The following is a 24,937-nucleotide window of genomic DNA, read 5'->3' on the forward strand; positions in this document are numbered from 1 at the left end:
ATCCACCAAATTTGGGATTTCCGCTTTTATTAAAAAGAAATGAGAGAATTATAAAAGAGAGCTTCTGATGAGGCTCTCTTTTTTACTATGTTTCATTATTTTATAGTTTTCCATTCAAAAATTGCGCCTCACCAAGACCGAAACTCCAGTCTGCGTCACCATTCTCGGTAATGGAAACCATTAGGTCTTCTGGGGAAATACCGCATTCTGCTTCTAGCTTTTCAGCCAGCAGGGCATACAATTTTTCCTTTTGGCTTTCTGTTCTTGTTTTGCTCGTTATACTGATGATGACCAGATCCTTAGTTCTTTGAAATCCTAATCCTGTATCCTGGATCATAAGCTCGTTTGCCGGATGCTGATGGACAATTTGATAACGGTCTCTTTCCGGAACACCAAACGCTTCGACCATCGCTTTGTGAGCATTATCTAATAACAATTGCAGTGATTTTTCGTCACGCCCTTCAATTACATCAAAACGTAATAATGGCATGTGAATTCCTCCTCTTGTGAAGTCTGTTTTCATATTGTTCGATTTGCTTCCAGACAATGGATAGATATGAAAACTGGCTGCTAGCTTGATAAAAAACATAACATATAACCAAAAGTTAATCAACATATAACTAACAAATCGATAGGATAGGCGTTAGATAATTGAGAAAAACTCATAAAAACAATTGACAGTCATTGATTAGGAGATTAGTATGAATACACTAGTTGATCAAAATATAACAATCATATAACCAACATTTTTTTAGTTATTAGTGAAAGCGTTTTCTGTTTGCTGGGCTTAAATAGTGCCGAATTCATTTTTAAAACACATTTGGAGGGGTACCATGCCGATTTTAATCGTTGCTGTCGGAGTGCTGATTCTGTTATTTCTCATTATTAAAGTAAAATTAAATACTTTTGTCTCACTTATTGTCGTTTCATTTTTAGTAGCCATCGGACTTGGGATGGATATCAATAAAATCGTTCTTTCAATTGAAGCGGGTATAGGCGGGCAGCTCGGACATTTAGCTTTAGTGTTTGGGCTTGGTGCGATGCTCGGAAGGCTCGTCTCAGATGCTGGGGGCGGCTATCGCATTGCCATTACGCTGATTGACAAATTTGGGAGGAAACGAATACAGGCGGCGGTGGTCATTGCCTCGTTTATCATCGGCATAGCCCTGTTTTTTGAAGTGGGTCTTGTTCTGTTGATTCCGATTGTTTATGCGATTGCCAAAGAATTAAAAATGCCTTTTCTCTATCTGGGAATCCCGATGGCAGCCGCCTTAAATGTCACTCACGGATTTTTGCCCCCGCATCCTGCGCCAACTGCCATCTCAGTCGCATACGGCGCCCATATTGGTCAAGTGTTGCTTTTTGGAATCATCATCGCAGTTCCGACGACTGTGATTGCCGGGCCCTTATTTAATAAATTTGCGATGAAGCGGTTTCCCGGTGCGTATCAAAAGCGCGGAAATTTATCGGCGTTAGGGCCGCGGAAAGAATTTCAGCTGGATGAAACACCAAGCTTTGGGATCAGTGTTGTCACATCTTTATTTCCAGTTATCTTTATGGCCATTGCGACTGTTTTTTCTTTATTACTCAAAGAACATTCAAGAGAAAAAGACATCATAGAATTTATCGGCACTCCGGGGACGGCAATGCTCATTTCACTTTTGCTTGCGCTCTATACGATGGGATATGCGCGTAAAATACCTATGAAGGAGATTAGCAAATCGTTATCCGAATCGATTTCACAAATCGCGATGATGCTGCTTATCATAGGAGGGGGAGGGGCGTTTAAACAGGTTCTGATTGACGGCGGGGTCGGTGATTATGTTGCTGATCTTTTCAGTCAAACAAACATGTCGCCGCTGCTCGTTGCATGGATCATCGCTGCGGTTCTGCGCCTGTGTTTGGGCTCTGCTACTGTGGCTGCGCTTACCACTGCGGGAATGGCAGCTCCGCTTATGGAGGCAGGCAGTGTAAACCCGGCATTGATGGTACTGGCAACCGGAGCGGGAAGTGTCATCGCATGTCATGTAAATGATGCAGGATTTTGGATGGTAAAGGAATTTTTCGGTTTGAGCATGAAAGAAACCTTTCAAACCTGGACGCTGCTTACAACAGTTCTCTCAGTAACAGGGCTCGGTTGTGTGTTATTGGCAGGGCTTGTGATGTAACAATACCCAGATTCAGTCCATAGCCCAATCGTTTTTCTTCCTTGTTGAATACTTTACGTATAGGCAGATATAAAGGAGGAAAAATCATGTACCCTCATCATTCATATTATCGCGGGAACCCAGATCCTGCCGGATATCCGGCGCGCAATCCTTTCTTGTTTGGCGCTCCTTTAGTCGGCGGTTTATTAGGCGGTTTTCTCGGGAGTGCTCTGTTTAACGCACCTCGTCCCTATGCTTATCCGCCTGTCCCGTATGGTTACGGAGGCGCACCGTACGGTTTTGGTGCCGGCGTGCCATACGGCGGATATCCCGGTTTCTATTAACAAAAACGGCCTGCATCGGTGCAGGCCGTTTTTTATCGGATGATTTCTACCTCGGACATATTGTAGTCTTGCTGCTTTTGAAACATGACTTCCAGAAGGCCATCCTTATAGACGGCTTTTGTTCCTTTGCGTTTGACTAAACAAGGCAGGCTTATTTTTTTCGGATGATCCAAATTCGGAAAATTTTCTATCATTAATGCGTGAGAAGTGTGTTTGATTTTCAACTGTTCCAGCTGGCTTTCGCTGATTGGCACCTTTACAAACACATGGTCTGTTGTTTCAAATATATCTATATCAGGTTTAGCAGATTTGGCGGGCTGTTCTTTTTGGGGGAGAGGATCGCGGAAAGGAAATTGAGCCGCATAATCACTGCCGAACACACTTTCCATTACACGATTTACATACGTTTCAACTTCTTTTGGATCTGCTTTTTTTAATGCTTCCTTGGAAAATTGATTGTGGAAAGGAAAGTACTTGTTCCACTCAAACATCGTCATCACACCCTTTCTTTACGGACAAAATAGTATATGCCCGCCTGATCTTTCACGTGATATAATATAAGATACTCTAAAGAAAGGTGGGGATATAAATGCAATACTCAGAAACAAAAAAAGGCGTTCTTTACACAGCCGTTTCCTTTCTCATGTGGGGGCTCTTTCCGCTCTATTGGAAGCTTCTCGAACAGCTGCCGGCCCTTGATATTTTGGCTCACCGTATTATATGGTCTTTTGTTTTTATGTGTATCGTGCTTTTTTTCTTGCGGCAATGGAAAACAGGGTGGCAGGAGCTGCGCTCTTTGAAAAAGAAAGGCGGCATCCTTTCATTATTTCTCGCTTCTATCCTGATTTCGATTAACTGGTTTGTATACATATGGGCTGTCAACCATGGCTTTTTGCTTGAGGCTAGTCTTGGCTATTACATTAATCCGCTTGTATCAGTGCTCCTTGGAATTTTATTTCTAAAGGAAAAACTGAATCGCCTGCAATTGGTGGCGGTTTCGATTGCGGCGGCCGGCGTTATTATCTCGGCGTTCCAATACGGCTCCATTCCTTATGTTGCGCTTCTGCTTGCATTCAGCTTTGGGCTGTACGGGTTAAGCAAAAAAAGAACAAGCCTGTCGAGCGCCATTGGTTTAACGCTGGAAACATTCATGATTATGCCGATTGCTTTGGGATATTTGCTGCTGAGCGGCCATATCCAGCCCGTGGGTGCAGAAAGCAGGGGGGCGTGGATGCTTCTCTTTTTTGCCGGTGTATTTACGGCGCTGCCGCTATTATTGTTTGCGGAAGGAGCGAAACGGCTGCCGCTGTACCAAGTCGGTATCTTACAATATATTGCACCGACCATTACTTTGCTGATCGGGCTGTTTGTTTATCATGAGCCATTTTCAAGCTCGAAGGCTTTTACATTCAGCTGTATATGGGCTGCGCTGCTCTTGTTTACGTTTTCACAAATAAAGTGGAAACGGGCGTCAAAAAGCCACTGAGGCCTTTGGCTTTTCAGCTGAACCATATATTATGTATAATCATTTCATGTATGTAAGACATAAAGGAGCAAGACGATGGACAATGATAAAGAGATAGTGAAAGCCTACGCTTCACTTTGGAACAACCGATCTTTCGCTAGTGATGACGCAGAAGCGGTAGCAGAGGCGATTGATCTAGAGCTCTTGGATAAACGTACACATCCGAGACTCCGGAAACCGATGCTGGAAAAATATTTTGCTGCGATCCAGCGCATTGTGAATTCACAGCTCGAACCGGCTGTGAAATATCAGCTGGTCAAATTACATACAGAACGCGCAGAGCATTTAAAAGAAGAAAGAGGGGAGCAATCATGAAAGCAATCATAAAAGAAGATGTGCAAGCATCTTTAGAACGATATGCGGACCGCCCTGTATATATTCATTTAGAAACCACAACCGGTTCTTATTCAGCGCACTTAAATGAAAAAAACATGACGGTTGTTGCATACATCCGCAATGCAAAAGTTACCTATCATCAGGCGAAAATTAAAGGAAACGGCCCTTTTCGGGTTGGTTTAAAAACAGAAGACGGCTGGATTTATGCTGAAGGCTTGACTGAATACACGGTAGATGAAGACAACCGTTTATTAATGGCAGGACACCTGCCGGGCGGTAAACTGGCTATTTCTCTGCAAATCAGTGAAAAACCGTTCACAGTTTAAAGAAAAGGGTGAAAAATAATGAAAGAACATGTACTTGTAATCCTGCCTCACCCTGATGACGAATCATATGGAGTGGCAGGCCTGATTGCCTTAAACAGAAAAAAAGACATTCCGGTTACGTACGCCTGCGCCACTTTAGGTGAAATGGGCAGAAATATGGGCGATCCATTTTTTGCGAATCGGGAAACGTTGCCGCTATTAAGAAAACAAGAGCTTATTAACGCATGCAAAGAAATGGATATCAATGACCTTCGGATGCTTGGGCTCCGTGACAAAACGCTCGAATTTGAAGACGATGAGTATTTGGCTGATATTATGGAAGAAATCATAGATGATGTAAAACCAAGTTTAATTGTCACATTTTATCCTGGACACGGCGTGCACCCTGACCATGATGCATGCGGAGAAGCGGTAATCCGTGCATTGTACCGCAAAAAGAAAGAAGATCGTCCGCGCACGCTCTGCATGGCGATTACACGCAATAGAGAAGAAGTTCTCGGCGAAGCAGATGTCGTACTTGATATCAAAGAAGTAGCTGATATTAAAATGAATGCGTTAAGAGCTCACCGCACTCAAACAGAAGGCATGCTCAGAGAGCTTGAAGAAAAATTGAAAAACAATGAACCTGTTATGGCAACATGGTTTGAAGAAGAAGTATATTGGACGTATCAATGGAATGATTAATCAAAAAGGTATAAGGCCTTTAGCCTTATACCTTTTTTAATTTCAAGTCAGATGCAATCGCTGAAGCGAGGGTGGATCTCAGGGAAATATCTTCGAAAGACAAACCAAGCTGAACCGCTGTTTGCGCTATTTCAGGTCGGATTCCCGACAAAGTTGATGAAACGCCGATTAAACGAAGCGCCTCAATCAGACTGAACAGCTGGTGGGCAACCATCGTATCAATAACAGCTACTCCTGACAAATCAATATACAGCTGTGTCACCTTTTTCTCCGCACATTGATGCAGTGTGTTTTCCATAATCAGTTTGGCGCGGACTGTATCAATATCTCCGATTAAAGGCAGCAGCCCGACGCTGTGAAACAGCACGATGACCGGCGCGCTTAATTCAGTAATCATATCTTTTTGGGCTTGAAGCTGAAGACTTGTGTTTTTGTACATTTTTTCTATAAAAATATGAATCACAAGATCAAACGCTTTTATAAGGGCGTGATAAAGGTCTTCGGCTTCTTCGCCTTTCACAGTGTCCTGATTGATATGGACAAATTCTTTCACATAGGAAACATATAAATCTCTCACTCTAACAAACTCCCGGATAATATAGTGGATAGGAGTCTTTAAATGCTCTTGATCCTGTGTGACTTCAAAGGCCCATTCTTTCAGTATAGGCAGGTACACATCTTCATCATCTATAAAAATACGGTTTATTTTATAGTTGAAGGCAAGATTCTGGCTCTTTAAATTGTGAATGACAGCAGTGTCTGTTGATGCATATATGGAATTCGGATCAGTCTCCTCAATTGTTTCATACCATGTTGAACTGATGGTCTCCGCATGCTGAGAAAGATATTCGTATAATTTTTTATTTTTTGCCATGTATGATCACCTCTTTTAACTGTATTGTTTTTGCGAATAACGTTTTTGCAGTTTAGCCAGCCTGAAAAACAGCCCAACTGCCCCGGCGGCGAGTCCTGCAATTAACCCGATCCAATAACCGAACGCGCCAAGGCTTGTAAACGTACCGACCGCATAACCGACAGGAAGGCCAATGACCCAGTAAGAGACAAATGCGGCCGCAAGCGTATAGTTCACATCTTTGTATCCTCTGAGCGCTCCCTGGATAGGTGCGGCCACAGCATCGGAAAGCTGAAAAAACAGCGCATAAATTAAAAAGTGCTGTGTCAGCAGGAGCACATCGGGGTCAGAAGTGTACATGCCGGCAATTTGCGCTCTAAATGACAGGATACAGGCTGCAGTTAACAAAGAAAAGCCAATCGCCATCATGATGCCGATCAAGCTATATGAGCGTGCATCCTTAAATCGGGCTGCACCGGCTTCAAAACCGACAACAATTGTTAAAGCCATGGACACGCTAAGCGGCAGCATATATAAAAGCGAAGCAAAGTTCATGGCCGCCTGGTGGGACGCGATGGTCACTGTATCAAAATGGCTCATCAGAAGCGTGACAGCTGCGAAAATGCTCGTTTCAAAAAACACGGCGAACCCAATAGGCAGCCCGATTTTGAGCATATTTTTACATGCTTTCCAAGAGAACTTATACATTGTAAGGAAAATCCCGTATTCGGAAAATGGCGCGGCTTTATGAATAATGAAAAAACTGATGATGCAGATACACCAATATGTAAGCGCGGACGCTAGCCCGGCGCCGACGCCGCCAAGGGCAGGCATTCCGAATTTCCCAAAGATGAGTACGTAATTCAATACAAAATTGATCGGAAGAGAACTGAGTGTAATCATCATTGTGACTCTCGTTTTCCCTAATGAGTCAATGAATGATCTCAAAACAGTGTAAACAAATAAAGGGAAAATTCCCAGCGATAAAAACCCTAAAAAGTGTTTGGCAATCTGATGCACATGAGCCTCAAGGTCTAATCGGCCAAGAATAAGGTCAACCGCAGCATATCCAATCGCTAAAACGGCGATGCTAAGAAGCGCGGCCACGTATACAGCCTGTAAAACAGTAAAGGGAATCTTCTGTTTTTTTCCAGCGCCTAAAAGCTGAGCGACAATCGGGGTGACCGCCATTAATATGCCTGCAAGTCCTGTATAAACAGGGGTCCAAAGACTTGAGCCAATGGCGACACCGGCTAAATCAGCGGGGCTGACTTTCCCTGACATTACAGTATCTAAAAAAGTCATAAGAGATAGCCCCGCCTGGGTAATTAATATCGGAATTAAAATGTGCAAAAGCTGTTTGATCTTCTGCCGGGCGTTTCGAGTTTCTTTCATACATTGATCTCCGTTTCTTTTTCATAACGAGAGAAATTATAACATTTTATGTATAAAAAGCAATGAACGCCAGGCCTATTCTTTTTTTGTCGGTTTCGTTTTTCTAAACATTTGGGCATAAATAAAAGAAAGCGAAATCACGCCTAAAAAGGTGCAAATATACTGAATGATTCTTTCGATTTCCATTCTTTACATCCCTCCTTTACCAATAGAATGTGCATCAATAAGATAAGCATGCGTGAAAAGTTGGAATTTTGAAAAGGAGATGAAGGTCTATGCGTTATGAGCAGATGTCAGAAAATGCATTCAAGGGGAAAATACAAGTGTACTTAGAGCAAATATTAGGTGATGCATCGCTAATCTTGAAGGCGCTTCATGAAAAAGACCAGTGCCTCCTTTGTGAATTAGATGAATTGGGGCATATTTTTCAGGACATGCAGGGGATCGCATCATCCTTTTATTTGCAATCATACATTGAGGAATTTACGCCGGCATTTATTGAGCTGGCCAAGGCGATTAAAGCCTTATCGGAACATAAGCATGGTGCTTTAATTGTGATTGAAAGAGCGGACCCTGTTGAACATTTTATTCAAAAAGGAACATCCCTTCATGCGGAGATCAGCGCTTCATTAATTGAGAGCATCTTTTTCCCCGGAAATCCTCTTCATGACGGCGCTTTATTGGTAAGGGAAAATAAACTCGTGTCAGCAGCTAATGTACTCCCGCTGACAACAAAGGAAGTGGATATCCATCTGGGAACACGGCACCGCGCGGCTCTTGGAATGTCGGGGTATACGGACGCGCTTGTGCTCGTTGTTTCAGAGGAGACAGGGAAGATGTCGTTTGCAAAAGACGGTGTATTATATCCGTTAATTTCGCCAAGAACGTAAAAATAAATATAAGGGCCTGATAATGAATCCTATCATGAGACAAAATGACTGAATTCGGATCTTTTTTAAAGCATTCACTTCAAGCTGAATGCTTTTTGTCTTGAAGGCAGGAAATATAAACTGGTAGAAAAGTTATATCTAATGAATATTAATTAAGTTAAATACTTTACCTGATTATGTATTTATAGTACCGTATAAAATATTACATAAATTTTTAAAGGAAGGGTGCTGCCGCATGGCTAATGTATTAATGATCGGTTTTCCCGGTGAAGGGCATATTAATCCGTCTATCGGTGTAATGAAGGAGTTGAAATCACGGGGAGAACATATTACCTACTACGCAGTGAAGGAATACAAAGAAAAAATTGCAGCTCTTGATATTGAGTTTCGTGAGTATCATGATTTCCGGGAAGATTACTTCGGAAAGAATGCAACCGGAGATGAAGAAAGAGATTTCACAGAAATGATCTGCGCTTTTTTGAAAGGCTGTAAGGATATCGCGTCTCATATTTATGATGAAGTCAAACATGAGTCGTATGATTATGTCATATATGATCACCACCTACTGGCCGGTAAAATCATTGCTAACCTGTTGAAGCTGCCGAGATTTTCACTGTGTACAACCTTTGCGATGAATGAGGAATTTCTAAAGGAAATGATGGGTGCTTACATGAGAGGATCATTTGAAGATTCGCCTCATTATGAATCTTACAAGCAGCTTGCAGAAACATTAAATACTGATTTTCAGGCAGGGATCAAAAAGCCATTTGACGTTTTTTCTTCAGAGGGGGACTTGACGATTGTCTTTACATCAAGGGAATTTCAGCCAATGGCTGAGCAATTCGGCGATCAGTACGTATTTGTTGGTCCTTCAATTACGGAAAGAGCCGGAAACAATGATTTCCCATTTGAGCGGATTGACAATGAAAACGTGCTGTTTATTTCGATGGGAACCATTTTTAACAATCAAAAGCAGTTTTTTAATCAATGTCTTGAGGTTTGTAAAGACTTTGACGGTAAGGTTGTGCTTTCCATCGGCAAGCATATCAAAGCAAATGAGTTAAACGACATTCCGGAGAATTTCATTGTACGCCCGTATGTCCCTCAGCTTGAGATCCTGAAAAGGGCCAGTTTATTTGTGACCCACGGCGGAATGAACAGCACAAGTGAAGGTTTGTATTTTGAAACTCCGCTTGTTGTTATTCCCATGGGAGCTGACCAATTTGCCGTCGGAAATCAAGTGGAAAAAATCGGCGCAGGGAAAGTTCTGAAAAAAGATCAACTATCTAAAAGCCTTCTGAAAGAAACGATTCAAGAAGTGATGAACAATCCTGTGTATGCTGAAAAGGCAAAAGAAATTGGACAATCACTGAAAGCAGCAGGCGGTTCTAAAAAAGCGGCCGACAGCATTCTTGAAGTTGTGAAGCACAAAACTCAATCAGCCAACGCATAATATAAATGCCTGTTCTTATCAAAAGAACAGGCATTTTGGAATTTTCGTAAGAAAGCAGAGGAAGGGATTTGACACGCCAATAGAGAATTGATAAGAAAAACAGACAAGAAAGGAGGAAAATCTGCTTCGTTCATCAATAGAAAACCATCATTTTTGCCCCGCTAAAATAGTTCCTTAGACTTTCGAAAAATAGATGCAGGTTATGTAAAATGTTAGGTATTTATTTGAAGATTTAAAGGTCGAACGATGCTGAATTTGCTGCCGAATGTTTGAAAAGGATTTAACTTTTTGAAGAAGTGACGATAAAACTGATGTGCGCCATTTTTGGAAATAAAATACTATCTGTTTTTTGAGCAATAAACAGTTTAGGAGGTTGAATGAATGAAAAAGAAGATTGTAGCCGGCTTGGCTGTTTCCGCAGTTGTTGGGTCATCGATGGCAGCAGCGCCCGCGGAAGCAAAAACGATAAAAGTAAAAAGCGGTGATTCTCTTTGGAAACTTTCCCGCCAATATGATACGACAATATCCAAACTGAAATCCGAAAACAAATTGAAATCGTCGGTGCTTTATGTCGGACAAAGCCTTAAGATTCCTGAAAACAGCAAAAAAAGCACGACATCTTCATCAAACTCAAGCAAAACGTCAACGTACACTGTTGCATATGGTGACTCGCTATGGATGATTGCTAAAAATCATAAAATGAGTGTTTCTGAGCTTAAAAGCTTAAACAGCCTGAGCAGTGACCTGATTCGTCCAGGGCAAAAGCTTAAGATCAAAGGGACAAGCAGTTCAAGCGGCTCAAATGGATCAAAGAAAAACAGCGGTTCCAATTCTTCAGGCTCTTCAAAAAGTACATATACAGTTAAGCTTGGTGACTCACTGTGGAAAATTGCAAACAGCTTAAATATGACAGTAGCTGAATTGAAAACATTAAATGGCTTAACATCAGATACGCTTTATCCTAAACAGGTACTCAAAATAAAAGGAAGCAGCTCGCCCAAGAGCGGAAACAGCGGTTCCAAGAAGCCGTCAAACTCCAATTCCTCCAAAACAACTACATACAAGGTGAAAGCAGGCGATTCGCTGTGGAAAATCGCGAATCAGCTCGGAGTCACTGTGCAAAGCATCCGTGATAAAAACAATTTGTCATCTGATGTGCTGCAAATCGGACAGGTTCTGACTATTTCGGGAACAACAAAGTCTAACAATTCAAATCAGACAAAGCCAAAAGATAACTCAGGGTCAAACATTCAAATAGGCTCGAAGATTGACAGAATGATAACAGAAGCGAAAAAATATGTCGGAGTGCCGTACCGCTGGGGAGGAAACACGCCTGCCGGTTTTGATTGCAGCGGCTTCATTTATTACCTCATTAATAATGTATCATCGATATCAAGATTGAGTACGGCAGGGTATTGGAATGTCATGCAAAAAGTCAGCCAGCCGTCAGTCGGGGATTTTGTCTTCTTTACCACATATAAATCCGGCCCGTCTCACATGGGGATTTACCTAGGCGGAGGAGATTTTATTCATGCAAGCTCATCGGGCGTAGACATTTCCAATCTCAGCAATTCGTATTGGAAACAGCGCTACTTGGGCGCAAGAAGTTATTTTTAAAAATGAGTACAAAAAGCCTTTTTATAGGCTTTTTTGTTTATATCAGACAATGATTGACCACACTGTTAGAAAAAACAAGGGGGAGACAGTATGTACCGTCTCTTGCTGTTGATGATGGTGACGGCACTGGGAGCTGCGGGATGCGGACAAAACCCTCCTGACCCTCCTAAGCGGGTACCGGAAAAAGAAGCGGTTGAAACGTCAGCGTTTGGTCATCATGTCCAGCTGGTTAATCGTGAAGGCAAAGCAGTCGGTTTTATAGAACTGAAAGAATCAGAAGACGAAGGACTCGACATTCATATTTCCGCAAACAGCCTGCGGCCCGGCGCTTCACTCGGTTTTCATATCCATGAGAAAGGTTCATGTGTCAGGCCGGATTTTGAATCCGCGGGAGGTCACTTTAATCCGCTGAACAAAGAACACGGCTTCAACAATCCGATGGGGCATCATGCCGGAGATCTGCCGAACCTTGAAGTCGGTGCTGATGGAAAAGTAGATGTCATTATGAATGCGCCGGACACCTCACTGAAAAAAGGAAGTAAACTAAATATTCTCGACCAGGACGGGAGTGCGTTTATTATTCATGAACATGCCGACGATTATTTGACGAATCCAAGCGGGAATTCAGGTGCGCGTATCGTCTGCGGAGCCCTTTCAGGCAATAACGAGAAGCAGTAATATCATCCAAGCCCTTTTGTATTGAGCATACAGGGGCTTTTTTAGTATACTCGTTAATGGAATACGAATAGGAAAGGGAACCTGTCTATGACAACTCAATTACAGCACTTAACATTGCCGGAAGATATACAAAAAAAACTTGTATCATATAAAGATCAGCCAATTTCCCCAGAGTTTCAGTCACTCATAGGGACGTCAGGCTATGAGGCGGAGGATGAAGCCATTTTATTCGACGCCATTATCGCATTAGCCATGGGAAAAAATGTCTTGCTGAAAGGGCCTACAGGCTCAGGAAAAACAAAGCTGGCAGAAACATTGTCCAGCTATTTTCATAAACCGATGCACAGTGTCAACTGTTCAGTTGACTTGGATGCAGAAGCCTTGGTCGGCTATAAAACGATTGAAAATCAATCTGGCCAGGCGACGATCGAGTTTGTTTCAGGGCCTGTCACAAAAGCCATGAAGGAAGGCCATTTTCTTTATATAGATGAAATCAATATGGCAAAGCCGGAAACACTGCCCATTTTAAACGGTGTATTAGATTACAGAAAAATGATGACAAATCCGTTTACAGGCGAGGTCATTCGGGCTAAAGGCGGATTCGGAGTCATTGCAGCCATCAATGAAGGCTATGTTGGAACTGTTCCGCTGAATGAAGCATTGAAAAACCGTTTTGTCATCATCGATGTGCCTTATATTAAAGGCGAGCTGCTGAAACAAGTGCTTATGTCTCAGTCAGCTCTGCAAGATGAGAAATTGATTGACCGGTTTATCACGCTTTCCTCTGACCTGATTGTTCAGGCCAATAACGGACAGGTGTCTGAAGAAGCGGCATCCATCAGGGCTTTAATCGATACATGTGATTTAGCCGCTTATATTCCGCCGCGTCGTGCCATCGAACGGGGAATTGTAGAGAAGCTTGATGATGACCGGGAAAAGGCGGCCGTTCGAAATATTGCAGAAACTCTGTTTGAATGAGGGAGCTGCGATGAAATTTATCAAATTTAACGACAGCACAATTGATTCGTTTTTATTTATGATGCTGACTGATTTGGCCAAAACACTTACCAAGAGTGAAGCGGTAGAAGTGGAGTATGGCGTTCAGTCCTATTACAATCCATTTGAAAAGAAAATCTATATGAGCCACTTTTGGAAAGACAGAGCAGCTGAGGACATGGAGGCGGGTCTGAAAAGCGACGTCTACCTGCGTTCGGTCGGAACGAGATATAGCTCGCTGCAAGAGTTTGCGAACTTTTTGGATGATATCCATCGGCATCTTACGTTCAAAAGCTTTGCCAAGCAGCTGTTTATGCTGCTTGAGGACATCAGAATTGAAGAATGCATCAAACACGAGCGTCCGGGTACTAAACATGTATTTGCGAAGCGAAAAGACATGTACAGAAAACACTTCTCTACCCAGCTGACCTTAAATTTAGAACGAAGCATTTTTACGGATGCGCTCTTTTGTGCGATCTATGTCAAGCTAACAACGGAATCGCCGCTCGAAACCCTTCCGTCTATGCGTGAAGATATTGATCTGATGCGCCCGTTTATTGAGCAGCAGCTCCTTCGCGTGTATGAAGCAGATTCGACACGGCAGGTTCTGAAAATTGTTGAAGACCTCATGGACGGGCTTGAAGAGGTGCTCGATAAGGATATGCTCAACACCTACTTCTTTTTGCCTGAGCTTGATTACGCAAAAGCTGCGGAACACCCGTTATTTGAAGAAGAGAAAAAAGCGCCTAAGCTAAGTGATGACATCACGCTTCCGAAAAAATCAGACGGTGATGAGGATATTCATGAAGAAGAAATGCCGACGTGGCACCGGGAAACAGAAGCACCGGCTAAAAGCTTCCTTCAATTCGATATTGAGCACGGCGCAAAATCAGATTTAGGTAAAGACGCTTCAAGGGAAGGCGACGATGGAGATCAAGCCCTTGGTTCTGTCCAAGGATCAGCCAGACAAACAAAACGGAAAGACTATTCCAAGCTGGAAGCGCTGGAGTCCCAAAAAGACCAGCCGAACGGAGCGGGTATGGCTGACGGCAAAGAAAATAAATACGCATTTCCGATTTACAAAGAACCTCAGCCGGCAACCAGTGAAGAGGAGCTTTTCTATAAACAGCAGGCAAAAACGATTGAATCGTATCAAAAGCGTTTAAAACAAATGATTCAAAAAACGCTGGAGCATAAAAAAACATTGCCGAGAACAGACCTTCATGCCGGACGGCTGAACAATAAGCTTCTGCGCTACTTCACTGAGCGAAATCCGCGTCTATTCTACAAAAAGCAAGAACCATCTTCAGAAATTGACGCAGTTTTTACATTGCTGGTCGACTGTTCAGCCAGCATGTTCGACAAAATGGACGAAACAAAACGGGGAATCGTGTTGTTTCACGAAGCGTTGAAGTCGGTAGCGGTTCCGCATCAGATTGTCGGCTTCTGGGAGGACACAAACGATGCAACCGAAACAAGCCAGCCAAACTATTTCAATACGGTTATTCCTTTCCAATCGTCATTAAGACAAGATGCTGGGCCTGCCATTATGCAGCTTGAGCCTGAGGAAGATAACCGTGACGGCTATGCGATCCGGCAGATGACGAAAAAATTGCTGCAGCGCAGCGAGGCACAAAAGTTCTTAATCGTTTTCTCAGATGGAGAGCCGGCCGCGTTTGGCTATGAACAAAACGGGATTGTCGATACAAGTGAAGCGGTTATTGAAGCTCGAAAAAGAGGAATTGAAGTGATAAATGTTTTTCTCTCCAACTCAGAAATAGAAGAATCGCAAATGAAGACCATTCAGGATATGTACGGAAAATTCAGTATATTTGTCCCGGATGTTGATCAGCTCCCGGATGTTCTGTATCCGCTGCTGAAAAAACTGCTCCATAAAAGCATAGGATAGCCCATTATCCTATGCTTTTTGGCGTTTCTTTTTTCAAATGATTAAATTTTTTGTTTTTTATAAAGGTTTTTTACTATTTTGTGAACAATCAAGGTAGAATCAAATTGCAAACAGTGGTAAAATATCGTTGGAAGCGTTTTTATTACATAATTTTGGACACAGCGTTCGAAAGTTATTTTAAGATAGTGAATCATTCACTTGATTATCTAAGTTGGGGGTAATATTCAAATGTTTCAAAATAGTATGAAACAACGAATGAATTGGGAAGATTTTTACGGTCCGAACCTCGGCTATGCGCTGGAGCTTTACGATCAGTATACCCAGGATCCGAACAGCATTGATTCGGATCTAAAGGACATGTTCGACGAGCTCGGTGCTCCGCCAAGCGATATAAAAGAGGCCTCGGGAACAAAAGAAAAGGGACGTGTTACAGCCGATCTGATTCAAAAGATCGCATCCGCAGTCAGACTTGCAGAAGATATCCGAACCTATGGCCATTTAAACGCTTCCGTCAATCCGCTCAGAAAGGATGGGAAAAAGAGCGAACTCTTTCCATTATCCGATTACGGGCTAACAGAAGAGGAAATAAAAGCAATACCTGCGTCAGTAATTTGTAAAGACGCTCCTAAAAACATTACGAACGGTCTAGAAGCCATTCAGTATTTACGAAATACCTATAAAAGAACGATCTCATTTGAATTTGACCATGTGCATGACTTCAATGAGCGTGAGTGGCTGACGAGAAAGATTGAATCTGGCGAGCTGTTCCAGAAGAACTCAGCTGAAAAACTGTCGGCTGTGCTGGAGAGACTGACAGAAGTAGAGGGCTTCGAGCAGTTTTTGCACCGCACATTCGTCGGACAGAAGCGCTTTTCCATTGAGGGTCTGGACGCTCTTGTACCAGTGCTGGATGACATTATTGCACAATCTGTCAAATCTGGCACGACGAGTGTCAACATCGGGATGGCGCACAGGGGGCGCCTGAATGTCTTGGCACACGTGCTCGGCAAACCGTATGAAATCATTTTCTCTGAATTCCAGCATGCGCCGAACAAAGATCTTGTCCCGTCTGAGGGATCAATCGGAATCAGCTACGGATGGACAGGGGATGTGAAATACCATCTGGGGGCGAATCGGGAGCTTCAAGACGCTGAAACAAAATCAGCACGCATTACGTTAGCAAACAACCCGAGCCACTTGGAATTTATCAATCCAATTGTTGAAGGCAGTACAAGAGCTGCACAAGAAACAAGAACACAAAGCGGATACCCGGTGCAGGATGAAACAAAATCGCTTGCCATTTTAATTCATGGAGACGCTGCATTCCCTGGGGAAGGAATTGTTGCTGAAACATTGAATTTAAGCTCTTTAAAAGGGTATCAAGTAGGCGGTGCGATTCATATTATCGCCAATAACATGATCGGATTCACAACAGAAAGCGCTGAATCAAGATCGACAAACTATGCCAGTGACCTGGCGAAGGGTTATGAAATTCCGATTGTTCACGTAAATGCGGACGATCCTGAAGCCTGTCTTTCAGCTGTTAAGTTTGCCGTCGAATACCGAAAAACATTCAACAAGGACTTTCTAATTGACTTGATCGGGTACAGACGCTACGGACACAACGAAATGGATGAGCCGTCAACCACTCAGCCAATGCTGTATGATGCTGTCAGAAAGCATCCGACCGTCAAACAAATTTTCGCCGAAAAGCTTGTGAAAGAAGGCGTGCTTGCCGAGGAAGTTGTTCAAAACATCGAAAAATCGGTAACGAAGCGCATTGAGGATGCTTATCAGAAAGTGCCGGCTAAAAAGGAACATACCGCCTGTGAAATTGAACTTCCAGAGCCTGTTTCAAACGGTTTCCCTGATGTGGACACATCCATTGATTTTGATGTGCTCCGCAAGCTAAATGGCGAATTGGTCAACTGGCCGGAGTCATTTAACGTTTTCGGCAAGTTAAAGCGCATATTAGAAAGACGCGCAAAGGCGTTTGATGATGACAGAAAAGTGGAATGGTCTTTGGCTGAATCACTTGCGTTTGCTTCTATTTTGAAAGACGGAACACCGATTCGTTTAACAGGACAGGATTCCGAGCGCGGAACGTTCGCCCAAAGAAACCTTGTGCTTCATGACAGTGAGACGGGTGAAGAATTTGTGCCGCTTCATCACTTATCTGACTGCGGTACATCTTTTGCTGTTCATAACAGCCCGCTGTCTGAAGGATCGGTTCTCGGCTTTGAATACGGCTATAACGTGCATTCACCGGAAACGCTTGTCATGTGGGAAGCGCAGTACGGAGATTTTGCCAACGCTGCTCAAGTGTATTTTGACCAATTCATTTCTGCCGGACGTGCGAAATGGGGCCAAAAATCTGGATTAGTTATGCTGCTTCCGCACGGTTACGAGGGACAGGGGCCTGAGCACTCAAGCGGAAGAATCGAGCGGTTCCTGCAGCTTGCCGCGGAGAACAACTGGACGGTTGCCAACCTGACAAGCGCTGCACAGTATTTCCATATTTTAAGAAGACAGGCGAAAATGCTGCTTCGTGAAGAGATCAGACCGCTCGTCATTATGACGCCGAAGAGCCTTCTTCGTAATCCGAATACGGTTTCGGAAGTGCAGGAGCTCAGCGAAAGCCGCTTCCAGCCTGTTTACGAACAGTCCGGACTTTCTCATGACTATGAAAAAGTAACCAGACTTGTATTATCCAGCGGTAAAGTGTCCATAGACATCAGTGATCATTTCAATAAATTAGAAGACGGTAAAGAGTGGCTTCACATTGCGAGAATTGAACAGCTGTATCCATTCCCGGCAAAAGGAGTCAAAGAATTATTTGCAAAACTTCCGAACCTGAAAGAAATCGTTTGGGTGCAGGAAGAGCCGCAGAACATGGGGGCTTGGAGTTATATCAGCCCGTATTTGACAGAAATTGCACCACAGGGAGTAAGCGTTCAATATATTGGACGAAGAAGACGATCCAGCCCTGCAGAGGGAGATCCGACAGTTCATAAAAAAGAACAGGAACGTATTGTATCTGATAGCTTGACTCGCAAAAACTAAGGGGGAAATGAAAAAATGGCGGAAATTAAGGTACCTGAATTAGCAGAATCAATCTCAGAAGGAACAATAGCCCAATGGTTAAAGCAGCCTGGTGATTATGTAGAACAGGGTGAATATCTGCTTGAACTAGAAACGGATAAAGTAAATGTTGAATTGACAGCAGAAGAATCGGGTGTACTTCAAGAGGTATTGAAAGATTCGGGTGATACCGTCCAGGTTGGAGAAATTATCGGTACGATTTCAGAAGGCGCGGGTGAAAGTTCTGCCCCTGCTCCTTCAGAGAAAGCTGAAAGCAAGGAAAGCGAAAAAGTAGAGAAGCAAGCTGAACCAGCGGCACAAGAGGTGAGCGAGGAAACGCAAGCCGAAGCAAAATCAAGAACGATCGCTTCTCCTTCAGCCCGTAAGCTGGCAAGAGAGAAAGGAATTGACTTGTCTCAGGTTCCAACGGGAGATCCGTTAGGAAGAGTGCGCAAGCATGATGTCGAAGCGTACGAAAAACCATCGTCAAAACCGGCTCCTCAGCAAAAACAGCAGCAGCCTCAGGCTCAAAAAGCACAGCAAAGCTTTGAGAAACCTGTTGAAGTGCAAAAAATGTCACGCCGCAGACAAACGATTGCAAAACGCCTTGTAGAGGTACAGCAAACATCGGCGATGCTGACTACATTTAATGAAGTAGACATGACGGCTGTCATGAATCTCAGAAAACGCCGCAAAGATCAATTCTTTGAGCAAAACGAAGTGAAGCTCGGCTTCATGTCTTTCTTTACGAAAGCGGTCGTAGCTGCGTTGAAAAAATATCCGCTGCTGAATGCGGAAATTCAAGGCGATGAGCTGATCGTTAAGAAATTCTACGATATTGGGATCGCTGTTGCGGCTGATGAAGGCCTTGTCGTTCCGGTTGTACGGGATGCGGACCGCCTGACATTTGCAGGAATCGAAAAAGAAATTGGCGAGCTTGCGAAAAAAGCAAGAAACAATAAATTAACCCTTAGTGAGCTACAGGGGGGCTCTTTCACCATTACAAACGGAGGGACTTTTGGTTCACTGATGTCGACTCCGATTTTAAACAGTCCTCAAGTCGGTATACTGGGCATGCATAAGATTCAGCTGCGCCCTGTGGCAATTGATGAAGAGCGCTTCGAAAACCGTCCGATGATGTATATCGCTTTATCTTATGATCACCGGATTGTAGACGGTAAAGAAGCGGTTGGTTTCCTAGTGACAATCAAAAATTTACTGGAAGATCCTGAACAGCTTTTATTAGAGGGCTAATAAAAAAAGGTACATCACGATAAAGTGATGTACCTTTTTTGTATGCCGATTTAAAGAGATAGATTAGTGCTGGTTGATGCTGTTTGTTTCTTTTTCGCTTTTTTTGACCAATATGTTGCAAGCATGGAACCTGAAAGGTTATGCCACACACTGAATATCGCGCTTGGTACGGCAGATAGCGGTGAGAAATGAGCCGTGGCTAGTGCCGCCCCAAGTCCTGAATTTTGCATGCCGACTTCGATTGCAATCGCTTTTTGAGACGGATAATCCATTTTTAAAAGCTTTGCGCAAAGAAATCCAAGCAAATAACCGATACCGTTATGCAGGATGACAACAGAAAAAATGAGCAACCCTGATTGAAGCAGATTTTCCCGGTTGCCGCTGACAACAGCTGAGACAATTGCAACGATGCCAATGACAGAAACAAGCGGAAGGGCATGCACGGCTTTTGCGACTTGTTTTCTGAAAAACATTTTGACGATCAGGCCTGCAATGATCGGAAATAAAACAGCCTGTAAGATTGAAATAAACAAAGACCCCGGCGAGACTGGAAGCCATTCATTTGCAAACAGCATAATCAAAACCGGAGTTAAAACAGGTGCCAACAAGGTAGAAATTGTTGTAACAGCAACAGAAAGCGCCGTATTTCCTTTTGCTAAAAATGTCATGACATTAGATGCAGTTCCCCCAGGGCAACACCCCACAAGAATAACACCCACTGCAATTTCAGCTGGGAGATGCAGCCCAAATGCCAATCCAAAAGCAACGAGCGGCATGATGGTATACTGAGCAATCACTCCAATAATGACGTGCCAAGGCTTTCTGAGCAGCTCTTTGAAATCACCGGCTTGCAATGTAAGACCCATTCCAAACATGATAATGCCAAGAAAAATCGTAATATAAGAACTGATCCACGTAAATAAAGACGGGAAAGAAAAACCCAGTACGGCAAACACAATGACCCATATGCCGAAGGTTTGTCCCGCGAAATGACTTATTTTTCTAATGATGTCCATAAAAACACTCCTTACACATTTATCAAGAACTTCAGCAGAAATTCTCGCAAAATTTTAAACATTCTCTTATTATAATTAATTTTCTGAATAATTCAATATCAATAGGCGGATTGGTTTAAATAGATGACAGTAGATATATTATGTAAACTAATCAAAATGTTCTTGACTATATAGGAAGATATTCTTACAATGAATCTTTATAATGGTTAGATAAAATAGGAGTGATAGGGTGAAGGAAGCGAATCAATGGTCTTCGAAGCTCGGCTTTATTTTAGCCGCGGCAGGATCAGCTATCGGGCTTGGCGCGATATGGAAATTTCCGTATGTAGCAGGCACCAGCGGAGGAGGCGCATTTTTACTTATTTTTATTTTATTTACAGTTTTAATCGGACTGCCTTTATTGTTAGGTGAATTCATCATAGGCAGAAAAACACAGAAAGATGCCGTTCAGTCCTATAAAACACTTGCTCCAGGAACGAAGTGGCATTGGATCGGTTATTTAGGCATGGCGACGTGCTTTATTCTTTTATCTTTCTACAGTGTCGTTGGCGGGTGGATTTTAGTTTATATTATCAAAGGCTTTACTGGCGGTTTATCGCAAACATCTGGTTTTGATACGATATTTGCAAGTACGATTTCAAATCCTTATTTGGCTGTAGGAGGCCAGCTGCTCTTTATGGTGGTGACAATTTTAGTTGTTGCAAAAGGGGTAAGCAGCGGAATTGAAAAAGCAAGCCAAGTATTAATGCCGGCGCTTTTTATATTATTTGTCATATTAATGGTGCGTTCCATTACACTTGATGGCGCAATGGAAGGCCTTAAGTTTTTCCTGATGCCTGATTTAACCGCAATTGATGCCAATACGATTTTATATGCGATGGGACAATCCTTTTTCTTACTAAGTGTTGGTGTATCTGTCATGGTAACGTATAGCTCTTATTTAGAGAAACAGGAAAATCTGGTGCAATCCGCTGTATCTGTAACGGTATTGAACGTGCTTGTTGCTGTAATGGCCGGAATTGCGATTTTTCCAGCTGTCTTTTCATTCGGCCTCAAACCAGACCAAGGGCCGGTCCTGTTATTTAACGTGCTGCCGACTGTATTTAATCAAATGCCGTTCGGAATTATCTTTTTATTAGCATTTTTACTTCTATTTTTATTTGCGGCACTAACATCCGCTTTTTCAATGCTGGAAATTTTGGTCGCAGTGCTTTCAAAAGGCGATGTCAATAAAAGAAAACGATTCGCTTGGTTAGGCGGTATTGCTATTTTTATTGTCGGAGTGCCATCTGCATTATCATACGGTGTCTTAAGTGACGTCTCTATATTTCACTTGTCCATTTTTGATGCGGCAGACTATCTTGTAAGCAATATTTTAATGCCGTTAGGCGCGTTATTGATTTCTATTTTTGTTCCGTTAAAAATACCGAAACAGGATTTGTTCGACGAGCTGAAAAGCGGTTCCAGCCTCAAACGAAAGTGGTTTGCGGTTTGGCTCCTGCTCATTCGTTATCTTTCACCTGTTGCCATCATCATCGTATTTTTACATGTGTTAGGCATTTTTTAAAACAAGAAGCCCCCGGGAAAAGGGGGCTTTTTTTAATAGAGTTTCCAAACAACTTCTTTTGCTTGCTCAAAACGTTTTTCTGCCTCACGCCAATCCACGACATTCCACCAATGATCAACGTAGCTCGCCCGGTCATTTTTATATTGCAAATAGTAGGCATGTTCCCATACGTCAAGCGGTAAAAGAGGGATCACATCCCATTGGCTGAAATGCTGGTGCTTTTCTGCCGTTAAGATCTCCAACCGTCCCGATCGAGGTGCCCAGACCAAAATGGCCCAGCCGACACCTTCTACTTTTTTAGCGGCCTGCGTGAAATGTTCTTTAAAAGCGGAATAGCTTCCAAATGAAAGATCAATCATTTGGAACAATGCGCCCGTAGGACGCCTTTTTCCGTTTGGATGCATTGAAAACCAGAAAATACTGTGCAAATAATGGCCTGCTCCATGGAATGCAAGCTCTCTTTCCCAATGAGTGACCAAATCAAAATTCTTTGATGCTCTCGCTTTCTTAAGCTCTAATTCTGCTTTGTTCAGACCGTCAACATAGCTTTGATGATGCTTCGTATGATGAAGGACCATAATCTCGCGTGAAATATAAGGCTCTAAGGCGGAATATTTGTACGGAAGCTTTGGCAGCACATGTTTCCCTATAGGGACATAAGCGCGTCTTTCACTTGTATCCTCTGATTCTGTAATATCCCGATAAAGGGCAGCAGCCTGATTATACCAATCTTCTTCTGTTGTTTGATCATCTTCTAGTGCTTCAATCATCTTGTCGATTTGATCTTCAAACTGATCAAGCTGTCCTCGTTTTTGAATCTGATCCTTCAGGGCTTCACACCAATTGAACATCTCCGTTTGATAAGATTCACGTTTCATTTGCTGTCTCCTTTTCAATAGCATTCAAATACTTCCCGACAGCCAGCAAAGAGAATACATATGGATAGCTGTGATAGCGGATATAAAATTGCTTTGGCAATCCGATTCCTGCTGGATAGGCCAGACTATCGGCGCCATGAGAACTGCTGTCAGTAAGGTATTGCATACCTTTCACAATTGATGGGTGTTCGGGATTTTCGTAAGTGAGCAAAGCGTCTAAAGCCCAAGACGTTTGTACAATGGTTCCTCTATGCAGCGGTACATACGTTTTGATTTCGGCGCTTTTGCAGGATTCTCCCCAGCTGCCGTCATCAAGCTGTATGGACTTGAGCCAGCGCAGGGCCTTTTGTATAGCAGGGTGCTTTCGGTTAACCCCGCAGGCATGCATACCTGTAAGAGCAGCCCATGTGCCGTAAATGTAGCAAACCCCCCATCTCCCGTACCAAGACCCATTTTGTTCTTGATGTTCGAAAAGCCAGTTCACAGCGCGCTGAATATGTTGATGTTTCTCTGTAAAACCGGCTTTCTCGCCTAAAAAGTGCAACACACGTCCGGTGAGGTCGGCGGTTGAAGGGTCAACTGCCGCGTCCTCGGCGGATTCAAGCGGGAGAAGGCGGATCAGAGGATGGTTCACATTTTTTTCAAAAGCAGAAAATCCGCCGTCATTGTTTTGCATTGATAAAAGCCAAGACAATCCTCGCTCCCAAGCTGAAGGAGAATAACTTCGGGGTATCGCTTTTAATACGGCTGCAGTGTCATCACAGTCAGGGTTATTTGTATTGATGTTTGAAAATCCCCAGCCGCCGGGAGGTACGTCCGGATTTTTGACAGACCAATCTGCTATTTTGGTATGCTGTCGTTCTAGCAAAAAGGCGGATGCTTTTGTAATAGAGCTGTCTGTTTCGGTCACGTCGTTTTTTTGAAGGGCATAGCTGATCAGAGCAGTATCCCAAACAGTTGAAGTAGAGTTTTCAAGATAAGGAATCCGGCTGCACTCTGTCACTAGCGATTTGATGCCTTTAATTGCCCTCCTAATGATAGAAGAGTGGCGCGACACGCCAAGTGATAGAAGGCTGTAAACCATAAATATGGTTGCGCTCGCATAGCTATATAATGTTCCGTCTTTTTCAATCCGGTCCAGCATATACGTTTTAGCTGTCTGTAAGCCCAGCTGCTGAAAAGCAAATGGTGCATGAAAAATCCGTTTCCAATGTGACAATAAAGACGTGAGATCTCTTTCTTCAAAAGCATCGGATCGAAGCCAAGTGAAAGGGTTTTTTGTCATGTGCGGATCGAGATGATGAAGAGATGGAATATTGCGGTTTTTAAGAACAAATCGCTGGTTGAGTGTTACAGCCATAGGAGCAAAATGAATTCGGGCATATGCGCTGAACTGATAGAAATGAACCGGTAATGTTGGGGGGAGCGCCATGAGTGATAATGGTAAATACAAAACAGGCCAAGGGTACAGCCCGTTCGCAGCAAGCATCCATTTTGTCATGAAATGAACATGTTTCAGGCCGCCATGTGAAATGATAAATTGTTCAGCTTTCCTCATGTGCGGGTCAGATCCGTGAAAACATCCTGAGGCCAGCATCCCGACATATCCTTGGACGGTAGCCGTTATATTTCCGCTCGTTTCATCGGGATAATTGATAAATGTGCCGTCGGACTGCTGTTTTTCGCGAATGCCCGCTGCCAGCGCTGATATCAGTTCTTTTTCATTCTCCCCATCATCAAGTGAGGTGAGGAGCAAAATAAAAAAGGAATTTGTCATGATTGGTCCTTCAAAGCAAAATGTCCACGAACCGTCAGCGTTTTGCCTGTCTCTTAACTCTGCAATGGTTTTCTTTTGATAACGCCTCACTTTCTCCTGAAGTGTGCCCATCACGCTCAACTCCTTCAGAAGCATATATATTCAGCGTCTTTTACCGCCATTACAGAAAGAAAAAAACTGCTGGCAGGCAGCAGTTTTTTTGACATGCATG

22 protein-coding genes are annotated in these 24,937 nt (G+C 43.2%); 15 read left to right on the forward strand and 7 right to left on the reverse strand.

What is annotated here, in order from left to right; all coding sequences use genetic code 11:
- Positions 1-100 precede the first annotated feature (100 nt).
- The gene (locus tag CVV77_RS02310) at positions 101-490 is read right to left on the reverse strand and encodes a tautomerase family protein (RefSeq protein WP_100274536.1); all 390 of its coding nucleotides are present in this window, start codon (positions 488-490) and stop codon (positions 101-103) included.
- Positions 491-833: 343 nt separating this feature from the next.
- Between CVV77_RS02310 and CVV77_RS02315 the strand changes: the two genes are divergently transcribed.
- Both CVV77_RS02315 and CVV77_RS02320 read left to right on the forward strand, forming a co-directional pair.
- The gene (locus CVV77_RS02315; protein ID WP_084991918.1) at positions 834-2,168 is read left to right on the forward strand and encodes a gluconate:H+ symporter; all 1,335 of its coding nucleotides are present in this window, start codon (positions 834-836) and stop codon (positions 2,166-2,168) included.
- An 86-nt stretch (positions 2,169-2,254) separates the two neighbouring features.
- Positions 2,255-2,491, forward strand: a complete 237-nt coding sequence (locus CVV77_RS02320) for a hypothetical protein (RefSeq protein WP_003241613.1) — start codon at positions 2,255-2,257, stop codon at positions 2,489-2,491.
- Positions 2,492-2,523: 32 nt separating this feature from the next.
- Here CVV77_RS02320 and CVV77_RS02325 read toward each other — a convergent pair whose 3' ends face one another.
- Positions 2,524-2,982 (reverse strand): Hsp20/alpha crystallin family protein, encoded by a 459-nt coding sequence (locus tag CVV77_RS02325; protein WP_003241616.1) that lies wholly within the window; start codon positions 2,980-2,982, stop codon positions 2,524-2,526.
- A 98-nt stretch (positions 2,983-3,080) separates the two neighbouring features.
- Here CVV77_RS02325 and rarD point away from each other — a divergent pair, with 98 nt between their 5' ends.
- From rarD to bshB2, 4 genes are all read left to right on the forward strand, one after another.
- The gene (gene rarD, locus CVV77_RS02330; protein ID WP_100274537.1) at positions 3,081-3,977 is read left to right on the forward strand and encodes an EamA family transporter RarD; all 897 of its coding nucleotides are present in this window, start codon (positions 3,081-3,083) and stop codon (positions 3,975-3,977) included.
- Between the two features lie 75 nt (positions 3,978-4,052).
- Complete coding sequence (locus CVV77_RS02335) at positions 4,053-4,331, forward strand: hypothetical protein (protein WP_060398833.1); 279 nt, start codon at positions 4,053-4,055, stop codon at positions 4,329-4,331.
- Complete coding sequence (locus tag CVV77_RS02340; protein ID WP_019258663.1) at positions 4,328-4,678, forward strand: YojF family protein; 351 nt, start codon at positions 4,328-4,330, stop codon at positions 4,676-4,678. The genes CVV77_RS02335 and CVV77_RS02340 overlap by 4 nt, the downstream gene beginning before the upstream one ends.
- Before the next feature lie 18 nt (positions 4,679-4,696).
- Positions 4,697-5,362, forward strand: coding sequence for a bacillithiol biosynthesis deacetylase BshB2 (gene bshB2 / locus CVV77_RS02345; RefSeq protein WP_003220099.1), 666 nt, complete (start codon positions 4,697-4,699; stop codon positions 5,360-5,362).
- 25 nt (positions 5,363-5,387) lie between these two features.
- Here the strand turns inward: bshB2 and rsbRC are convergent, their stop codons facing one another.
- Both rsbRC and CVV77_RS02355 read right to left on the reverse strand, forming a co-directional pair.
- Positions 5,388-6,236 carry an RsbT co-antagonist RsbRC gene (gene rsbRC, locus CVV77_RS02350; protein WP_100274538.1) on the reverse strand — a complete coding sequence of 283 codons (849 nt, stop codon included), beginning with the start codon at positions 6,234-6,236 and terminating at the stop codon, positions 5,388-5,390.
- A 15-nt stretch (positions 6,237-6,251) separates the two neighbouring features.
- Positions 6,252-7,610 carry an MATE family efflux transporter gene (locus CVV77_RS02355; protein WP_100274539.1) on the reverse strand — a complete coding sequence of 453 codons (1,359 nt, stop codon included), beginning with the start codon at positions 7,608-7,610 and terminating at the stop codon, positions 6,252-6,254.
- 275 nt (positions 7,611-7,885) lie between these two features.
- On the opposite strand from CVV77_RS02355, the gene cdaS reads away from it, so the two are divergent.
- The 8 genes from cdaS (at position 7,886) to odhB (ending at position 19,488) form a co-directional block, all read left to right on the forward strand.
- On the forward strand, positions 7,886-8,500 hold the full coding sequence (cdaS, locus tag CVV77_RS02360; RefSeq protein ID WP_100274540.1) for a cyclic di-AMP synthase CdaS: 615 nt from the start codon (positions 7,886-7,888) through the stop codon (positions 8,498-8,500).
- 235 nt (positions 8,501-8,735) lie between these two features.
- Positions 8,736-9,953, forward strand: coding sequence for a macrolide family glycosyltransferase (locus tag CVV77_RS02365; RefSeq protein ID WP_100274541.1), 1,218 nt, complete (start codon positions 8,736-8,738; stop codon positions 9,951-9,953).
- A gap of 381 nt (positions 9,954-10,334) precedes the next feature.
- Complete coding sequence (gene cwlS, locus CVV77_RS02370; RefSeq protein ID WP_019258659.1) at positions 10,335-11,570, forward strand: D-gamma-glutamyl-meso-diaminopimelic acid endopeptidase CwlS; 1,236 nt, start codon at positions 10,335-10,337, stop codon at positions 11,568-11,570.
- A gap of 90 nt (positions 11,571-11,660) precedes the next feature.
- Positions 11,661-12,248, forward strand: coding sequence for a superoxide dismutase family protein (locus CVV77_RS02375; protein WP_100274542.1), 588 nt, complete (start codon positions 11,661-11,663; stop codon positions 12,246-12,248).
- Positions 12,249-12,335: 87 nt separating this feature from the next.
- On the forward strand, positions 12,336-13,226 hold the full coding sequence (locus CVV77_RS02380; RefSeq protein WP_019258657.1) for an AAA family ATPase: 891 nt from the start codon (positions 12,336-12,338) through the stop codon (positions 13,224-13,226).
- Positions 13,227-13,236: 10 nt separating this feature from the next.
- Positions 13,237-15,153: a vWA domain-containing protein gene (locus CVV77_RS02385; RefSeq protein ID WP_100274543.1), complete on the forward strand. Its 1,917-nt coding sequence runs from the start codon at positions 13,237-13,239 to the stop codon at positions 15,151-15,153.
- A gap of 228 nt (positions 15,154-15,381) precedes the next feature.
- Complete coding sequence (gene sucA, locus CVV77_RS02390) at positions 15,382-18,216, forward strand: 2-oxoglutarate dehydrogenase E1 component (RefSeq protein WP_100274544.1); 2,835 nt, start codon at positions 15,382-15,384, stop codon at positions 18,214-18,216.
- A 15-nt stretch (positions 18,217-18,231) separates the two neighbouring features.
- Positions 18,232-19,488: a 2-oxoglutarate dehydrogenase complex dihydrolipoyllysine-residue succinyltransferase gene (odhB, locus tag CVV77_RS02395; RefSeq protein WP_100274545.1), complete on the forward strand. Its 1,257-nt coding sequence runs from the start codon at positions 18,232-18,234 to the stop codon at positions 19,486-19,488.
- A gap of 50 nt (positions 19,489-19,538) precedes the next feature.
- On the opposite strand, the gene CVV77_RS02400 is transcribed toward odhB, so the two are convergent.
- Positions 19,539-20,504: a bile acid:sodium symporter family transporter gene (locus CVV77_RS02400; RefSeq protein WP_100274546.1), complete on the reverse strand. Its 966-nt coding sequence runs from the start codon at positions 20,502-20,504 to the stop codon at positions 19,539-19,541.
- Between the two features lie 229 nt (positions 20,505-20,733).
- Between CVV77_RS02400 and CVV77_RS02405 the strand changes: the two genes are divergently transcribed.
- Positions 20,734-22,071 (forward strand): sodium-dependent transporter, encoded by a 1,338-nt coding sequence (locus tag CVV77_RS02405; protein ID WP_088110760.1) that lies wholly within the window; start codon positions 20,734-20,736, stop codon positions 22,069-22,071.
- 32 nt (positions 22,072-22,103) lie between these two features.
- Here CVV77_RS02405 and CVV77_RS02410 read toward each other — a convergent pair whose 3' ends face one another.
- Positions 22,104-22,949 (reverse strand): superoxide dismutase, encoded by an 846-nt coding sequence (locus tag CVV77_RS02410; protein ID WP_060398825.1) that lies wholly within the window; start codon positions 22,947-22,949, stop codon positions 22,104-22,106.
- The gene (locus CVV77_RS02415; protein WP_100274547.1) at positions 22,939-24,837 is read right to left on the reverse strand and encodes a terpene cyclase/mutase family protein; all 1,899 of its coding nucleotides are present in this window, start codon (positions 24,835-24,837) and stop codon (positions 22,939-22,941) included. The genes CVV77_RS02410 and CVV77_RS02415 overlap by 11 nt, the downstream gene beginning before the upstream one ends.
- Between the last annotated feature and the right edge of the window lie 100 nt (positions 24,838-24,937).

This window comes from Bacillus sp. SN1 (assembly GCF_002796895.1).
Lineage (GTDB): Bacteria > Bacillota > Bacilli > Bacillales > Bacillaceae > Bacillus > Bacillus inaquosorum.

Bases quoted from the DNA above. Each gene is read 5' to 3' on its own strand.
- CVV77_RS02310 (WP_100274536.1), bottom strand. From the start codon at position 490: ATGCCATTATTACGTTTTGATGTAATTGAAGGGCGTGACGAAAAATCA.
- CVV77_RS02315 (WP_084991918.1), top strand. From the start codon at position 834: ATGCCGATTTTAATCGTTGCTGTCGGAGTGCTGATTCTGTTATTTCTC.
- CVV77_RS02320 (WP_003241613.1), top strand. From the start codon at position 2,255: ATGTACCCTCATCATTCATATTATCGCGGGAACCCAGATCCTGCCGGA.
- CVV77_RS02325 (WP_003241616.1), bottom strand. From the start codon at position 2,982: ATGTTTGAGTGGAACAAGTACTTTCCTTTCCACAATCAATTTTCCAAG.
- rarD (WP_100274537.1), top strand. From the start codon at position 3,081: ATGCAATACTCAGAAACAAAAAAAGGCGTTCTTTACACAGCCGTTTCC.
- CVV77_RS02335 (WP_060398833.1), top strand. From the start codon at position 4,053: ATGGACAATGATAAAGAGATAGTGAAAGCCTACGCTTCACTTTGGAAC.
- CVV77_RS02340 (WP_019258663.1), top strand. From the start codon at position 4,328: ATGAAAGCAATCATAAAAGAAGATGTGCAAGCATCTTTAGAACGATAT.
- bshB2 (WP_003220099.1), top strand. From the start codon at position 4,697: ATGAAAGAACATGTACTTGTAATCCTGCCTCACCCTGATGACGAATCA.
- rsbRC (WP_100274538.1), bottom strand. From the start codon at position 6,236: ATGGCAAAAAATAAAAAATTATACGAATATCTTTCTCAGCATGCGGAG.
- CVV77_RS02355 (WP_100274539.1), bottom strand. From the start codon at position 7,610: ATGAAAGAAACTCGAAACGCCCGGCAGAAGATCAAACAGCTTTTGCAC.
- cdaS (WP_100274540.1), top strand. From the start codon at position 7,886: ATGCGTTATGAGCAGATGTCAGAAAATGCATTCAAGGGGAAAATACAA.
- CVV77_RS02365 (WP_100274541.1), top strand. From the start codon at position 8,736: ATGGCTAATGTATTAATGATCGGTTTTCCCGGTGAAGGGCATATTAAT.
- cwlS (WP_019258659.1), top strand. From the start codon at position 10,335: ATGAAAAAGAAGATTGTAGCCGGCTTGGCTGTTTCCGCAGTTGTTGGG.
- CVV77_RS02375 (WP_100274542.1), top strand. From the start codon at position 11,661: ATGTACCGTCTCTTGCTGTTGATGATGGTGACGGCACTGGGAGCTGCG.
- CVV77_RS02380 (WP_019258657.1), top strand. From the start codon at position 12,336: ATGACAACTCAATTACAGCACTTAACATTGCCGGAAGATATACAAAAA.
- CVV77_RS02385 (WP_100274543.1), top strand. From the start codon at position 13,237: ATGAAATTTATCAAATTTAACGACAGCACAATTGATTCGTTTTTATTT.
- sucA (WP_100274544.1), top strand. From the start codon at position 15,382: ATGTTTCAAAATAGTATGAAACAACGAATGAATTGGGAAGATTTTTAC.
- odhB (WP_100274545.1), top strand. From the start codon at position 18,232: ATGGCGGAAATTAAGGTACCTGAATTAGCAGAATCAATCTCAGAAGGA.
- CVV77_RS02400 (WP_100274546.1), bottom strand. From the start codon at position 20,504: ATGGACATCATTAGAAAAATAAGTCATTTCGCGGGACAAACCTTCGGC.
- CVV77_RS02410 (WP_060398825.1), bottom strand. From the start codon at position 22,949: ATGAAACGTGAATCTTATCAAACGGAGATGTTCAATTGGTGTGAAGCC.
- CVV77_RS02415 (WP_100274547.1), bottom strand. From the start codon at position 24,837: ATGGGCACACTTCAGGAGAAAGTGAGGCGTTATCAAAAGAAAACCATT.